Origin of the sequence: Pelosinus baikalensis (assembly GCF_020819555.1) — a bacterium.
In the GTDB taxonomy this organism is placed as follows: Bacteria; Bacillota; Negativicutes; order DSM-13327; family DSM-13327; genus Pelosinus; species Pelosinus baikalensis.
Genome location: NZ_JAJHJB010000025.1, coordinates 46,027 through 60,845 on the forward strand (window position 1 = coordinate 46,027; position 14,819 = coordinate 60,845).

Here is a 14,819-nt window from a genome sequence, read left to right on the forward strand (position 1 = left end):
GATTTTAGTGTATTAATAAATTTTTTGGATATCAATACCATTTCGTAAAAAGGCAGCTTCGATTTCCTCTACATGACTATGCCCATTCGTCTCTACGGTAACTTCCAGTTGAACCTGTTTAAAGCTGTCCATCACTTTGGATTGATTATGATCCAATTTTATTACGTTTGCATTTAATTCAGAGATAATTTTTGCCACATGCAATAATTCCCCTGGTTTGTCAGGTAAATTAATGGTAAAGCAGAACAGCCTTCCCCTAAATACCAAGGCTTTATTTATGATAGCCGAAATCGTTAAAATATCAATATTTCCGCCACTGACTAAACAAACTACCTTTTTATTCTTGGAAGATAATTTCTTTAAGCCAGCTAAGGACAGCGCCCCTGCTCCTTCTGTGATCAGTTTATGCTTTTCGATTAAGAGCAGTATTGCTTCTGCAATATCAAAGTCAGAAACAGTGATGACTTCGTCAACAAACTCTCTGATAAATTCGAACGTCAATGTACCTGGTCTTTTTACAGCAGCACCATCTGCTATGGTATCCACTTTCTCCAGCTCTATTACTTTATTATCAGCCAAAGACTTTTTCATGCAGCATGCGCCTTCTGGCTCAACTCCGATAATTCTGATACTTGGCTTTAGCATTTTTGCCGCAAATGCAATGCCACTCGCTAAACCGCCCCCACCTATAGGAACCAATATCTCATCAACATCTTCTAATTGATTCAAAATTTCCAAGGCCACTGTACCTTGACCAAGAATTACATCCAAATCGTCAAAGGGATGCACAAAGACATAGTTATGTTCGGTCTCCAACTCTCTGGCTTTTTTATAAGCTTCATCATAACTATCGCCGTATAATACAACATTTGCTCCATAATTTCTTGTAGCTTCCACTTTAATGATGGGCGTGGTTGCAGGCATCACAACAGTAGCCTTAACACCCAGTAATTGAGCTGCATAGCCAACCCCCTGGGCATGATTTCCTGCTGAGGAAGCGATGACTCCCCTACTTTTTTCCTCATCACTTAACTTACTCAATTTATTAAATGCTCCGCGGATTTTAAATGCACCTGTCACTTGTAGGTTCTCTGGTTTAATGAATACACAATTTCCACACTCATTACTAAACACTGGACTTTCAATGAGTTCTGTCTTTTTGATTATACTTTGCAGCTTCCTTGCCGCTGCATATACGTCTTCAATTGACACACAAGAATTAGCTACCTTAAAAGTGTTCTGATTCATAATTTACCTCCAAAATTTGATAAGAAAACGCTGCGCGTCCTTTAAAGCATATAAAGTGAACCGAACCACAGAGGCACAGAGAACACTGAGAAAAGATAAATAGGGTTTAAAAACCTCTGTGCTCTTAAGCGAACTCTGTGTCCTCTGTGTTCAACGTTCCCCTAAAAATAATAAAAAACTCGCCCTTGAATATATCCAAGGACGAGTTATTACCCGCGTTACCACCTTAATTGCACAACAATGCCTCTTCAGTTCTATCAAACCTAAGCCAAATAACGTGGCTAACCCGGCATTTCTTACTAACGTTCAGAAACACAGTTCCGGAGGGATCTTCTTCCACCGCTCATTGTCGACTTCCACCTTATGCCGACTCTCTGGAAATTTACAAATGGTTTACTTACTCCGTCATTACTATTCTTCATTATGCTTTGGAATGAATTCTATCATTTTACCTTTACTAATGTCAATATATTTTTATATTTTTATGTTAATTTTGTAATTTTATAAATTCTTTATTCCCCTAATAAATACTTTTGTATTCTCATCACTTTATTAAATGGTTCATAAAATTACGAATCATAGGTCTTAACAAATGAAAATCAATTAAAAAACCATCATGACCATGAGGGCTTTCAAGTAAAGCATACTGAGCATCTACTCCGCTGTCACACATAGCTTCAACAAGTTCTTCCTGCTGATAAGGAGGATACAATATATCCGAACTCACACCCACAACCATAACTTTTGCTCTAATCTTAGATAAGGCATCCTCATAACTGTTACAACTTTTCAATAGATTATAATAATCCAAGGCGCGCAGGAGATACAGATAGGAATTGGCATCAAAACGACGTGCTAGACTATTTCCTTGGTAATCTAAATAATTTTCAATCTCAAAACAGCCATTACGACGCTTTCGTCCAAATTTTCCTTCCATTGACATTTCACTCTGATAGGTAATCATACCAACAGCCCTAGCAATTGCTAATCCCTTCTCGGGACCAATCCCGCCATAGTAGTTTCCCTCTCGCCACTCTGGATCAAGGATAATAGCCTGTCGTCCTACCTTATTGTAAGCAATCGACTGAGAAGAGGCATATCCAGGAGCGGCAATCACCATAACTCCATCCATAAAATCAGGATAGGCTACCGACCATTCCAAAGATTGCATCCCTCCCATAGACCCACCAATGATTAACTTTACATGATGAACCCCTAATACATCCAATAACCTCTTTTGTACATGAACCGTATCAAGCAAAGTAATTTCCGGGAAATTCATACCATAGGGCAAGCCAGTGTCTGGGTTTGGAGAAGCAGGACCCGTTGTTCCCTGACAGCCACCAAGTACATTTGCACAAATAATAAAAAACTTTTCTGTATCCAAGGGACGTCCTGGGCCAACCAAAGGCTCCCACCAGCCTTTTTCATCATGCTGAGTATGAGCAGAAGGATGGCTGTCACCCGTTAATGCATGGTTCAATAAGATGACATTATCTCCACCTTCTGATAAATGACCATATGTTTCATATGCTACAACAACCTCATCTAACCTTCCGCCTAAACTAAGATGCAAAGGATGTTCCTTATTGGCTACCCTGGCTAATTTCAAATAAGATCTCCACTTAAATCCTGAAAAGTGAGTTATTGTTATCTCTAAAACACAGCTGTCTTTTAACAGCATTCATACCCTCTCCTTATTCTAGATTATAGAAAAATATTTGCTTTCTTTTTTGTATAATAAAAAACCCTTCTCACAAATAAGAAGGGTTTTATGATATACTAAACCCTCTTATCTCCCAGGATTACTCCTGCTGGAATTAGCACCACTGCATTACTGCCGGTTGCCGGGTGTCATCGGGCCAGTCCCTCGACCACTCTAGATAAGAGCTCATTATTAAATTGTAACGTTGTAAACCTAACTTTTTTTATACTATACCATGTAATATCGACAATAGCAATATTTTACAGGTAATCTCGTTAATAAATCCGCAGCAACATATCTATAACTAAAGAACTCCTAGCTTCATAATCGCATCTCCTTGATTAAACCTCACCTAATATTGCTCCTTTACCATAAACACTTTCCCAATCCTCAATAAACGTATTGACACTCCACTCCGTCAAAGGATGGTGATACAAGTTGATAAAAACATCTTCACTAACCGTTACACCATGAGTACCAGCTAAACAAACTTTCTGCACTTGTTCTACATTTTTAAAACTGGCTGCTAACACTTGCGTTTTAATATGATAAGTATCGAAAATTTTTACAATATCAGCTACTACCTTTACACCATCACCAGAAATATTATCAATTCTGTTTACGTATGGCGCTACAAAACTAGCGCCAGCTTTTGCAGCCATAAGCGCCTGTTGTGGAGTAAACACAGCAGTTGCAGTAACTTTTATATTCAATTTCTGTAGAGTCATCATCGCCTTAAACCCTTCAGGCACAACCGGAATTTTAATATAAATATTGCCATTAAGAATCTGGCTTACATATTCCGCTTCCTTAACTATTTCTTTGGCATTTGTACTTAATACCTGCACATGGAGCATTTTTTCACTGCCAATTATAGATACTATTTCTTGAAGGATTTCAATATAGGGTCTCTTTTCTTTGGCTAGAATAGTTGGATTGGTCGTAATACCATCAATTGGATAATATTCATTGGCACTTGTTATAAAATCAACTTTCGCACTATCAAGTAATATATTCATTCGAACCCCCCCTTAGCTACTCCTTTCCAATCCATCTGAAAGGTTCATCGCATAACAACATCTATTCTCTGTATATAGAAATAACATCGCCAATTTTTATAGCAGGCAATGCCTTATCCTCAAGATATACACTTCCGCCTAACCCTTCTGTATTGCCATCAAACCGCAAGGTTATATGACCCAAATTTTCCAAATTAGCCTGCACTTCATCGCCTACATATACAACCTTATATTCTTGACCAGCTATGACTAAAACATCACCTTGTTTAACGCTATCTGAAACCTCATTGCCACAATGCAATACGCAATAATCAGCCAATTCCTCCGGAGCATTATCTTTGAAAATAATGATCAGCTTTTCCTCATAAAAAGCTGACACTAATCCTCCAATATTAGTAACCCTAGTATTATATATAATCTCCATAAAATACACCTCCATAATAGCATCTATATACTTTTTCACTTTTATTTTGCGTAGAGACCAAAACTAGCAGCCCAAGCAACCAATACGGTTGTAGGACCAGTGATAAAGCGAGAATATAATACGGAAGGTACACCAATTTCGACAGTTTCGACTTCCGCTTCAGCCAATCCCATGCCTACTGGTATAAAATCACAAGCACACTGGGAATTTATCGCGAAAAGTGCTGGCAGTGCTAACTGAGGGGGAATCGTACCTTTACCGATCTCAACGCCAATCAGCACCCCAATTACTTGGGCAATTACCGCGCCTGGTCCCAGGAACGGAGATAAGAATGGAAACGAACATATGGCTGATAGTAATACTAACCCTTGAACAGTTCCGGCCAACGGTGTCAGTATTTTAGCAAAAACATCACCCATACCAGTACTTAATACAATACCAATTAACATGGATACGAACGCCATAAAAGGCAATATGGTCTTTAAGACAGTATCGATAGCATCGCGACCAGATTGATAAAATGTAGCGGTTATCCCCCCCATAGCCTTCCCAACTTTGGCCATAACACCAGCAGTAGTCTGTTCACTAATTTTCTTTTGCGTATCATACTTAGGCTTTTTAGCACTACTATCTTCAGAGACCGCATTCTGGATCGTTCCATCGCTAAAATTTATATTTACTTCTTTGACATCCGATACATAAATATCTGCCTTGATGTGTTCTGCCAAAGGTCCACTGGGACCTGATGGCATCAAGTTAATTGTTGGAATCCTTTTTTGAGGATATATACCACACCTCAAAGTTCCTCCACAGTCGATGACGACACAAGCAATTTCATTATCAGGCACTTTCGTTTTAAATCCATCTACTACTGTGCAACCTGCCATTTCAGCAATTTTCGCAGCAACAGGTGAAATGACACCTCCAGTAATATTGACAACCTTATTCTTGGTGTCATTAGGCTGAATCACTAACGGTCCACCAAAGCCGCCTCGACCTGCCGTTATAATAACTGATTTATAATTCGCCATTTTTTATCCCCCCTTTCTAAGCATTAAAGCCAGCCGACTGTACAGTACTCACTTCTGTTTTTAATTTGATGCCTTGTTGTTTTTCAATATATGCGGTAGTAAAATCAGTGATCCATCCTCTAAAGAAATTGGTCACAACTCCAACAAGAAAGTATCTTACTGCTAAGTCAACCGTTGATAAACCCAGTTGAGTTATCCCAGCCGCAATTCCAAGAAAAACAAATAATTCTCCAGGATTTATATGTGGAAATAAACCATTCATACTATGGCAGGAAAAAGAAGCTGCAGCATAATAACTTGGTTTATATTTTTCAGGCAAAAACTTCCCTAATGATAAAGTCATTGGATTACAAAAGAAAAAAGTTCCTATTACTGGTAAAATGAGATATCTAGATATAGGATTGCCACCACACATATGAGCGAGTTTTTCAACTTTCTCTTGCCCGACAAATCGAATTAGAGCATTCATAGCTACAAGCAACATGACTAACGTAGGTACTATTCCAGTTATCATACTTACGAAAACTTTACCACCCTCATTAAACATGCCGATAAATCCTTTGGCTAACACAATGAACATGTCCATACGATACCCTCTCTCTCAATAATTTTTTATAATGCCATTACACAGTTATTCTTGTATTTTCTGTTCCAACCACCTCCATGTCAGATTTCGCTATATTAATAAACGCCTTATAATTTTCAATAGCGTTCATTACTGCCTTACTCGCTGATTTACCTAACCTATTACATTTACTTTCTTCAAGCTCTAATAAATTAAAATGATTGAAGGAATTAAAAGGCTTCAATCTAGCGAAAATTGAAAACCCTTCCATTTTTTCGCCCCTAATGATATTGCAATCTTGGTCAAGACAAAACATAAGTACAACCCCAGCCGTGACTCTACCTTTCGATTTGCCAATAACGACCCTACCTTCTTTTCTCAATAATTTAAATCGCTGATTAAAATGTCTCAATTGCCAAAGGCCAAGTAACCCTTGAAGTATCCACATCCCTGCAGCAAGAAGAACAAACCACAACATATAGTTTCCCCCTTTGAACTCAAGTCCTACTTTACATTTTAGTTATTATCTAAATATTTAGCTATCTTAACTTACATGTAACTTGTTCTGACACATGCAGCAAAACATTGCTACTACATCCTCTTAGTGCATTACTTGTCCACCAGTTATGTTTACAGATTGCCCTGTTAAGTAATTTGCTTTTTCTGATGCATAAAAGGTAACTACATTTGCCACATCTTCAAACGTGCATCCTCTCTTTAACGGCACCTTATCTATATATGTTTGCTTTACTTGTGATTCTGGTATTCCTAACTTCACTGCATATTGCGGAAGCAAGCTTTCAAACAAATCTGAATCTAGAAGATTGCCAAGCATCATTGCATTGACTCTTATATTATCATCCGCTAGATCTAAAGCTAAGCTTTGCGTTAAACCAACAGCTGCAAATTTTGCAGCTGAGTAGCCGCTGTTAAATTTACTTCCAACTTTACCCGATTTAGAATTAATTCCAATAATGGCCCCTTTAATATTTCTTTTTATCATTACTTTGGCTACTTCTCTAGCACAAAGGAAATATCCATTTAAATTAACATCTACAATCCGATTAAATGCTTGTAATTCGAATTCAGTAATCTTGCAACTTTTGGCTATTCCTGCATTGTATATTAATAAATCTACTCTTCCTAGCTCATTTACAACCTGTTGTACCATTGCTTTTACTTCATCTTCCTTGCAAGCATTCACTTCTACTGCAATTGATTTACCACCGCTTGCGTTAATTTCATCTGAAACCTTTTGTGCATTTTCATATACCAAGTCTGCAACAGCTACCTCATATCCTTCCTTCGCCATATGCTTACTTAAATATTCCCCCAAACTTCTTCCTCCGCCAACGATAAGTACAACTTTTAACATAACTAAATACCTCCTAAAACGATTTCTTATATTTTTTCATATACAAAAAGGACCATGAGATAAGCAATCAATGCTTAGCCCATGGCTCTTACATACTGACAACAATTATTTTTTTTACTTTCTTCTATTTTCTCTATTCGTATAATAAAGCTTTCTTTACTTCCTTTAATCACCACTTCATTATATTCAAATAGCGTATATATCTTATCGCCTGGTTGTAGAACTGATTTTATCTCTTTAGCCATATAAAAGTCCTCCTAAACCATAGTTTTGATAATTTGCACCTCGTAAAGAGTATACAAAAACCATGAGCGGCATTATGCTTAGCCCATGGCTCTTACATAATCATTTGAAACTAAGCATTCTTTCATCTTAGTCGGCAAAATCAATTAGTAATTTAGCAGTTTCTTCATCAGAAATTAACACATTTATAAATTTACCCTTCATAGCTCCATATATAGCAGGCACCTTTTCCGGTGAGGACGCAATACCTATGGAATATTTTATATTCCTTAACTTTTCCAAATCAATCGCTATTGTTCTATCCTTTAATACCGTATCTACCACATTTCCATCAACATCATAAAATCTTGAGCAAATGTCACCTACTACCCCCGCATCTTCCAGCATATCATTGTATTCTTTGCCAAGAGAACCGGACCATACTAAGTTGGAAGACCTTATTGGTGCACCAATTCCTAATATTGTAATACTCACTTCATCCCATAACTTCACGATTTTACTACAATTAGCATCTTGCATGATGGCTGATTTAGTTTCTATCGTTCCGGTAATAGCAGGTGCATACAAATAATGGCTTTTGGCCTTAAAAGCATTTGCAACTTTATATACAATGGTGTTTACATGGTATTCGCTATCTAAATTTTCAGGTCCCCCCACCAGAGGAATCATGTTGGCATTAACTACATCGCACTTCTCTACAGATGCTAGATTCGATAACGCACCAATAGTCGTTCCCCAGGCAAACCCTACGATATCACCATCATTTATGATTCGCTTTAAGTAACTTATTCCCGCTTTTCCAAGATTATTTTTTACCTCACCCGGGTCTGAACTCGAAGGCACAATATATACTTCTTTTAATCCAAACTTTTTTTCTAATGCGGTTTCCAGACTTTCATACAAATCATTTACAACGGAAATTTGCACAATTCCTGCTAACATTGCTTTTTTCAGATACTTGCTTACAGTAGTTCGATTGATACCAAACTTACTAGCTATTTCATTTTGATTCATATTCTCTATGTAATACATCTGTGAAACTTTCACAAGTAACCTTCTATCTACCTTAAGCATAGTGTACCTTTCTAACCTTATATGGTTTATTGATTTTTTCGCCATCGTCACATTTGTGACGGTATGTAACTTTCGTTCTGTGTCTATATATTAATATATTCTTTGGAAAATTACAATACTTTAAATAAATAATTTTCTATCTATTTAAAAACCCCCTTAGTAAATGTGTTGTATATTATCTATACTCGCATTTACTAAGAGGGTACCTGCCCTAAAAGCTATAGTATTTTCAACTTTGGTAACACCTTCTAGTATTCAGCCAATAAACCTTCTAATTCATCTAATAACCGATTGAATTTCTGTAACGTAATTTCAATCGGTTGAGGAGTAGACATATCAACGCCAGCATTTTTTAAAATTTGAATTGGTGTATCAGAACCACCAGCTTTTAGAAACTTGTTCGTATATCGTTCTTGGGCTGCTTTGCCTTCGGTTTGAAGCTGCTTAGCAAAAGCTGTTGCTGCAGAGTATCCTGTAGCATATTGATACACATAAAAATTTCGATAAAAATGCGGAATCCGAGCCCACTCAATATCAATTTCTTTATCTACAATCATTTCTGGACCAAAGTACTTTACATTAAGATCATGATAGATCTCCTCCATAAGATCTGCAGTCAAGGTCTCACCCTTTTCACTTCGATCATGAATCTCTTTTTCAAATTCAGCGAACATCGTCTGCCGGTACAAGGTAGTGCGAATATTTTCTAAGTATTGATTCAGCAAATACATTTTTTCTTTTTTATCCGTTGTTTTTGCCAGCATATAATCAATGAGCAATATCTCGTTGGTAGTAGAAGCGGTTTCAGCTGTAAAAATCACATAGTCCACTGTGGGATAAGGCTGGCTCTTGGCACTATAAAAACTGTGCAATGCATGCCCCATCTCATGGGCAAGGGTAGATGCATCACTAAATTGTCCATTATAATTTAGAAAAACAAAAGGATGGACGCCATAAACACCCCAAGAATAAGCACCGGAACGTTTACCTTGATTCTCATACACATCAATCCAATGAGAATCAATTCCTTTGTTAAAGTTTACTATATACTCCTCACCAAGAGGAGCTAAAGCTTGCCGAACAAGATCCAGGGCTTCTGAATAAGATAACTGAATTTCCACATCTTTTACCATTGGCGCATATAGATCATACATATGTATCTCCTCTACACCTAATGCTTTCTTCTTGAGTGACACATAACGATGCAGAGGAGCTAGATTGTGATTTACTGTAGTAATAAGATTATCATATACTTCTACAGGAATATGATTTGGCATAAGAGCCGCTTCTTGAGCTGAATGATAGTCATGGGCCTGAGCAAAAAACACGTGTTGCTTGACGTGTCCATTCAGTGTTGCCGCCAAAGTATTACGATATTGGCTATAAGAACCTAGAATACCTGCAAATGCATCCTGACGTACACGACGATCAGAAGAACGCAGATAATTATTATAGCGACCTTCACTTAATGGAACCTCTTGCCCTGCTTCATCCTGAATCGAAGGAAATTTTACTTCCGCATTTGCTAAAACATTAAAAATAGTTGCCGGAGTGGCAGCTACTTCTCCTGCCCGAGATAATAATGCTTCTTCCCGCGGGGAAAGCACGTGCTGTTTTTGCTGCATCAAACTTTTTAAATAGAAGCTGTAAACCTCCAGCCCCTTTTCCTGCTTTTGCATTTTTCCCAGTTTCTCTGCTGATATTTCCACTATCTCAGGATCAATAAAGGCAGTAGCAGCATTTACTTCAATATTTAAAGATTGAGCCTTGCCAGTTAATGCCTGGTATTTATTATCCGCCGTATTCTCATCTTGATGCATTCGAGCAAAAGGATATAGCTTCCCCGTAATTTTGGTAATATCATCCCTAAGCTTAAGGCAGGCTAACAGGTTCTTTCCTGAACGATCCAGCTTCCCTTTATACTCACCGACTTTAGGCAGCATTCCTTTTACCTTATCATAGTCTGCCTGCCATTCTTCATCACTGGCATACAAATCGTCAAGATGCCATTTATACTCAGCTGCAATTTCCTCGCGACTGGGAATTTGAAACGTTTCCGCTCCTACCGCCGCCATAGCGCTTGATGTCGAAAGCAACATGAGACTAAGAGCAAAAGGAACTAAATGAGGCTGTTTTGACATTGAACAATTCTCCTTTACTGAAAAGTACTACTATATATATTATGAGTTCTGCTGTTTTTTTCCTGTATTATATCTTCTAATATTTTCATTTCACAAAATTTTATTCTCTATTGTGTATTTCAATTAATTTATTTCTATTTGAATAACTCTTAAATACAAAGAAAGCTACTCTCCTATAAAGAAGACTAAGGTTCAAATGGAGTTTTAACTCCACCTGAATCTTAGTCGCACTTATCCTTAGGACTTAGCCGCTCTTAACTTCCACTTGAAAAGATGGGAGTCTTAGAGCAGTTTAGTCATCGGATAGTATTTAGAAGAGTAACTTTCTTACTAAGCGATATCTTAAATTGTATTTTCATCAAACGTCCCTAACCAATCCTGCCTGTTCTGACTCATATTCTTGGCATTATGGATAAAAGCTTCCAGAGAGGTAAGCTCCCGCGTACTGCTCCCGTAACTGGCTGCAGTAACAATAGCACCACTCTTTGCCTGATATACGCGCTGTTCTAACGTAATATAACTTGTATGCTCCTCATTTTTAACCTTATGACCTTGAATTTCAGATACTACCACCCAATCACAATTAGCAGCAATTGCTTTTTTAAAGATATCTTCACTTTCTTCTCCTGTGTCTAATACATATCCTGGTAAAGTACTTCGATATTCATCATACAGCGCTTCCTTCATATAAGAAAATTCTCCACGCAACTCTTCCGGCAATTGGTTTTTAATCGGGGCAACATATACTCTTGGCTTGCCAGTAACATTGATTGTCTCATTGGGTACTGACAATTCTCCTGCTGATACAGCCTGCTGTCTTTTCTGGTAATAATTCTTAATCGCCAAATCTAGATATAAAGTAATTTGATGAGGATCAGCATTTTGATTACTTGGAGTCTGCCAACGAATCTCTCGCCCAAACTGCTCATATCCCCCCACTAGTTTTTGCAATGCTCCAGTTACAGGATCGCCAGTGGTCACAACGCGAGTAAGATGCAAAGCAGGTTCAAATTTATCACGAAAAGCTTTATTGCCTACTGCTGGCGCGCCAAAGGTAATCACTTCGATCTGTTCCGGATTTACCCCCATATCAAGAAGCCTTGCTCCACCAATGGTAACTCCAGCACCACCTAAACTATGGCCTACTAAATATACCTTTTTATCCTTATCGCCTAGCAACATTTCCAGCAATGATTTTTCAGAATTAGCACCTTCTGCAAGTATTTCTCTACTGAATCCCGTCTGAACATATTGGTTAAAGCCCTTATGCACCTTTGGAGCGGAATCTGGCATATCTTTGCGCAGGGAATTAGCGGTGAATTCTTCGAGGGTTTTCCCAGAAAAATAAACCTTACTCACACGTAAATCAACTTTAAGATCCTTTACATTTTCAGTTCCCACTACAGAAAGCAAATAAGAAGGCACTGTATCCCCTTGCTGTTTTCTAGCTACCAAGAACCTAACATCTGCTTGATCACTTTTTTCTCTATACGACTGCATTTTCCAGCCATTTTGTTCCAGGGCATCCCTGGCAATATTTCCTTCTCGATCACTATATGCAGCCGTACAGGCAACAGCAGCTAAATATAGGTTCCTGGCCTCTTCATATTCTTCCAATGCTCCTGCACTGCCAATGACAGGCTGAGAAAGCAGCAGTATCATAGTGATTACATATATATAATTTATCATTTTTTTCAAAATACCATCTCCCACTACTCCTAGCCTCCCTCCATATTTGGTAACAATAGGCAATACAGATGAATTGCCTATTGTTCAACATTATTATAGGGGTCCCAATCCGTCATAGTAGACAAATGCTCGATTGCCTTCTTGCTGTCAGACAGCAATTTTTCCTTATCTTGAGGCAACGTACCTGCTAAAGCTACATAGTTGGATATATGATTGCTGCGGAACAAACAATGTGATTCATAAGGTAAATCAATAGCGTGAATCAGTTCATATAATTCTCCCATTATTTCAGTCGGCGATAATATTTCAAAATCCCCGCGTTCGTATTCAGCACGCAGCTCACTTCCCCGGTACATCATCAACGTTAAAGCACTAAGCATTGTAGGACGAATGGCATTTACTGCCTGAGCAGTGTGATAGGCGTGCTGCCCAGAACCTGCCTTCCCTCCAAGGCCAATGATTACCATTAGGGATAATTTTATGCCGGCAGCCACCACCTTCTGCCCTGCCTCGATAGATTGCTGTGCGGTAACCCCTTTATTCACATGACGCAGTACTTCGTCATCACCCGACTCCATTCCATAATACACCAGTTTTAATCCTGCTTTTGATAAGTTTTGTAGTTCTTCTGGTGTTTTTCGTAAAATATCATTGGGCCCTGCATAACAGGATACTCTGCGCAGTTTTGGAAAACGCTCTTTCAGTACTCTTAAAATCTCCAAGAGTGTCTCCGTTGACAAAACAAGAGCATTACCATCTGCTAAGAAGATACGGCGAATAAAATCCTTATATTGTTTGGCATGGTTAATTTGCGCCATAATTTCATCCATCGTTCGCATGCGAAAATCAATACTTCTGTACATATTGCAATAGGTACAGCGATTATGAGAACACCCAATGGTTACTCTTAAAATAAAACTTTCCGCCTCGCTAGGCGGACGAAACACAGGCCCCCCGGCAGTATCAAAATACATACACTTTCCTCCCTAATAAAAACAGCTAAAACGAATCGAACCACAAAGACGCAAAGTACACAAAGGGTTTTATCATTGTGCTTTTGTGGTTCGTAAAAATCACAGTACAATCTCCACTCTATCCCCGATTACAATTTCATCCTCACTGACTAAGGAGTCATATGCCAGCAGTATGACGCCTTTTTGAGCAGCAAGTCGTAAGGCTGCGGCAAAACCCGGATCAGTTTTACTGTTAGGGCTAAAACTTTTTACCCCTTTCATCTGGACCAGGAAGAAAATGTACCCCTTATAACCTTCCTCCACTGCTTTCATCATTTCAAGCACGTGTTTAGTCCCTCGCAACGTAGGAGCATCAGGAAACATTACCAGACCATCCTCTTCTAAGGTGACGCCTTTCACTTCAATAAATCCTCGGCAATCGGCTGACTCAAAATAAAGATCAAATCTAGACTTTCCATAGGTTACTTCTCTTTTCACCATATTAATGTTTGTGATTTCCGAAATACCTTTAGCCAGCAATGCTTCAAAAACAACAGAGTTGGGTACTTGCGAGTCAATATTAATCAAACAATCCTCTTTGTAGATGCCAATGATCGAAAATCTGGTTTTTCGCTCTGGATTTTTGGCTCGCTCCAGTATCACGATCCTTCCAGCAATAAAAAGTTCCCGACATCTGCCTGTATTTTTGACATGAACCACTTCTTCGATTCCGTCAACTAATACATGGGCAATAAATCGATTGACACGCTTTATAAAAATACCTTGTACGATATGACTATATTTCATGAATACCTGCCATTTATTTCTCCTTATTAAACAACGGAACAAACTGTCCATATCCTGCTTTTTCTAAGTCTTCTTTAGGGATAAAACGCAGTGCTGCCGAATTAATACAATAGCGTAATTTACAGGGTGCAGGACCATCATTAAATACATGCCCTAAGTGAGAATCCCCTGTTTTACTGCGCACTTCTGTACGAATCATGAAATGACTGATATCCTGTTTCTCCTTGATGACCTCTTCCATAATAGGCTTAGTAAAACTAGGCCATCCACAGCCAGAATCAAATTTATCTAAAGAAGTAAACAAAGGTTCTCCCGATACAACATCCACATAAATACCAGCCTGGGTATGATCCCAAAATTCATTTTGAAAAGCAGGTTCTGTTGCCTGATTTTGTGTTACCTCATATTGAATTTTAGTGAGTGTACGCTTTAGTTCTTCCTTATCTTTCATTCATAACACTCCTCTTTTTCAAATGCTCGTCTTTCCTATAGCCTGCCCTTATTCAATGAGATTAACCTATGTCTTTTATACCATACTATCAGGA

General features: G+C 38.3%; 15 protein-coding genes, 1 riboswitch and 1 other annotated feature. All 15 genes read right to left on the bottom strand.

Annotated elements, in window-relative coordinates:
- Window positions 1–12: 12 nt before the first annotated feature.
- The 15 genes from ilvA to msrB all read right to left on the bottom strand — a co-directional run bounded on the left by ilvA (window position 13) and on the right by msrB (window position 14,725).
- On the bottom strand, window positions 13–1,248 hold the full coding sequence (ilvA, locus tag LMF89_RS16500; RefSeq protein ID WP_255711443.1) for a threonine ammonia-lyase: 1,236 nt from the start codon (window positions 1,246–1,248) through the stop codon (window positions 13–15).
- Between the two features lie 194 nt (window positions 1,249–1,442).
- Window positions 1,443–1,666: a binding site (T-box leader), on the bottom strand.
- 126 nt (window positions 1,667–1,792) lie between these two features.
- Window positions 1,793–2,932, bottom strand: a complete 1,140-nt coding sequence (gene metX, locus LMF89_RS16505) for a homoserine O-acetyltransferase MetX (protein ID WP_229536054.1) — start codon at window positions 2,930–2,932, stop codon at window positions 1,793–1,795.
- A 105-nt stretch (window positions 2,933–3,037) separates the two neighbouring features.
- Window positions 3,038–3,138: riboswitch (SAM riboswitch) on the bottom strand.
- Between the two features lie 156 nt (window positions 3,139–3,294).
- Window positions 3,295–3,972, bottom strand: coding sequence for a transaldolase family protein (locus LMF89_RS16510; protein ID WP_229536055.1), 678 nt, complete (start codon window positions 3,970–3,972; stop codon window positions 3,295–3,297).
- Between the two features lie 61 nt (window positions 3,973–4,033).
- The gene (locus LMF89_RS16515; RefSeq protein ID WP_229536056.1) at window positions 4,034–4,396 is read right to left on the bottom strand and encodes a PTS glucitol/sorbitol transporter subunit IIA; all 363 of its coding nucleotides are present in this window, start codon (window positions 4,394–4,396) and stop codon (window positions 4,034–4,036) included.
- Window positions 4,397–4,437: 41 nt separating this feature from the next.
- Window positions 4,438–5,427 (bottom strand): PTS glucitol/sorbitol transporter subunit IIB, encoded by a 990-nt coding sequence (gene srlE / locus LMF89_RS16520; protein ID WP_229536057.1) that lies wholly within the window; start codon window positions 5,425–5,427, stop codon window positions 4,438–4,440.
- 16 nt (window positions 5,428–5,443) lie between these two features.
- Window positions 5,444–6,013 (bottom strand): PTS glucitol/sorbitol transporter subunit IIC, encoded by a 570-nt coding sequence (gene srlA, locus LMF89_RS16525; protein ID WP_229536058.1) that lies wholly within the window; start codon window positions 6,011–6,013, stop codon window positions 5,444–5,446.
- Between the two features lie 37 nt (window positions 6,014–6,050).
- On the bottom strand, window positions 6,051–6,470 hold the full coding sequence (locus LMF89_RS16530) for a transcriptional regulator GutM (RefSeq protein WP_229536059.1): 420 nt from the start codon (window positions 6,468–6,470) through the stop codon (window positions 6,051–6,053).
- 123 nt (window positions 6,471–6,593) lie between these two features.
- Window positions 6,594–7,367 (bottom strand): sorbitol-6-phosphate dehydrogenase, encoded by a 774-nt coding sequence (srlD, locus tag LMF89_RS16535; protein WP_229536060.1) that lies wholly within the window; start codon window positions 7,365–7,367, stop codon window positions 6,594–6,596.
- 74 nt (window positions 7,368–7,441) lie between these two features.
- Window positions 7,442–7,612 carry a hypothetical protein gene (locus LMF89_RS16540; RefSeq protein ID WP_229536061.1) on the bottom strand — a complete coding sequence of 57 codons (171 nt, stop codon included), beginning with the start codon at window positions 7,610–7,612 and terminating at the stop codon, window positions 7,442–7,444.
- A gap of 127 nt (window positions 7,613–7,739) precedes the next feature.
- Complete coding sequence (locus LMF89_RS16545) at window positions 7,740–8,684, bottom strand: sugar-binding transcriptional regulator (RefSeq protein ID WP_229536062.1); 945 nt, start codon at window positions 8,682–8,684, stop codon at window positions 7,740–7,742.
- A gap of 248 nt (window positions 8,685–8,932) precedes the next feature.
- Window positions 8,933–10,825 (bottom strand): oligoendopeptidase F, encoded by a 1,893-nt coding sequence (pepF, locus tag LMF89_RS16550; RefSeq protein ID WP_229536063.1) that lies wholly within the window; start codon window positions 10,823–10,825, stop codon window positions 8,933–8,935.
- A 342-nt stretch (window positions 10,826–11,167) separates the two neighbouring features.
- A complete protein-coding gene (locus LMF89_RS16555; protein ID WP_229536081.1) occupies window positions 11,168–12,514 on the bottom strand; it encodes a lipase family protein in 1,347 nt (448 codons plus the stop codon).
- A 77-nt stretch (window positions 12,515–12,591) separates the two neighbouring features.
- Window positions 12,592–13,488 (bottom strand): radical SAM protein, encoded by an 897-nt coding sequence (locus LMF89_RS16560; RefSeq protein WP_229536064.1) that lies wholly within the window; start codon window positions 13,486–13,488, stop codon window positions 12,592–12,594.
- Between the two features lie 99 nt (window positions 13,489–13,587).
- Entirely contained in the window at window positions 13,588–14,274 is a 687-nt protein-coding gene (gene sfsA, locus LMF89_RS16565) for a DNA/RNA nuclease SfsA (RefSeq protein ID WP_229536065.1), read from the bottom strand.
- A gap of 13 nt (window positions 14,275–14,287) precedes the next feature.
- A complete protein-coding gene (gene msrB, locus LMF89_RS16570) occupies window positions 14,288–14,725 on the bottom strand; it encodes a peptide-methionine (R)-S-oxide reductase MsrB (protein ID WP_229536066.1) in 438 nt (145 codons plus the stop codon).
- Window positions 14,726–14,819 lie beyond the last annotated feature (94 nt).

What these genes read in the sequence shown, in the direction of transcription:
- ilvA (WP_255711443.1), bottom strand. Translation starts at nt 1,248, where the DNA reads ATGAATCAGAACACTTTTAAGGTAGCTAATTCTTGTGTGTCAATTGAA.
- metX (WP_229536054.1), bottom strand. Translation starts at nt 2,932, where the DNA reads ATGCTGTTAAAAGACAGCTGTGTTTTAGAGATAACAATAACTCACTTT.
- LMF89_RS16510 (WP_229536055.1), bottom strand. Translation starts at nt 3,972, where the DNA reads ATGAATATATTACTTGATAGTGCGAAAGTTGATTTTATAACAAGTGCC.
- LMF89_RS16515 (WP_229536056.1), bottom strand. Translation starts at nt 4,396, where the DNA reads ATGGAGATTATATATAATACTAGGGTTACTAATATTGGAGGATTAGTG.
- srlE (WP_229536057.1), bottom strand. Translation starts at nt 5,427, where the DNA reads ATGGCGAATTATAAATCAGTTATTATAACGGCAGGTCGAGGCGGCTTT.
- srlA (WP_229536058.1), bottom strand. Translation starts at nt 6,013, where the DNA reads ATGGACATGTTCATTGTGTTAGCCAAAGGATTTATCGGCATGTTTAAT.
- LMF89_RS16530 (WP_229536059.1), bottom strand. Translation starts at nt 6,470, where the DNA reads ATGTTGTGGTTTGTTCTTCTTGCTGCAGGGATGTGGATACTTCAAGGG.
- srlD (WP_229536060.1), bottom strand. Translation starts at nt 7,367, where the DNA reads ATGTTAAAAGTTGTACTTATCGTTGGCGGAGGAAGAAGTTTGGGGGAA.
- LMF89_RS16540 (WP_229536061.1), bottom strand. Translation starts at nt 7,612, where the DNA reads ATGGCTAAAGAGATAAAATCAGTTCTACAACCAGGCGATAAGATATAT.
- LMF89_RS16545 (WP_229536062.1), bottom strand. Translation starts at nt 8,684, where the DNA reads ATGCTTAAGGTAGATAGAAGGTTACTTGTGAAAGTTTCACAGATGTAT.
- pepF (WP_229536063.1), bottom strand. Translation starts at nt 10,825, where the DNA reads ATGTCAAAACAGCCTCATTTAGTTCCTTTTGCTCTTAGTCTCATGTTG.
- LMF89_RS16555 (WP_229536081.1), bottom strand. Translation starts at nt 12,514, where the DNA reads ATGATAAATTATATATATGTAATCACTATGATACTGCTGCTTTCTCAG.
- LMF89_RS16560 (WP_229536064.1), bottom strand. Translation starts at nt 13,488, where the DNA reads ATGTATTTTGATACTGCCGGGGGGCCTGTGTTTCGTCCGCCTAGCGAG.
- sfsA (WP_229536065.1), bottom strand. Translation starts at nt 14,274, where the DNA reads ATGAAATATAGTCATATCGTACAAGGTATTTTTATAAAGCGTGTCAAT.
- msrB (WP_229536066.1), bottom strand. Translation starts at nt 14,725, where the DNA reads ATGAAAGATAAGGAAGAACTAAAGCGTACACTCACTAAAATTCAATAT.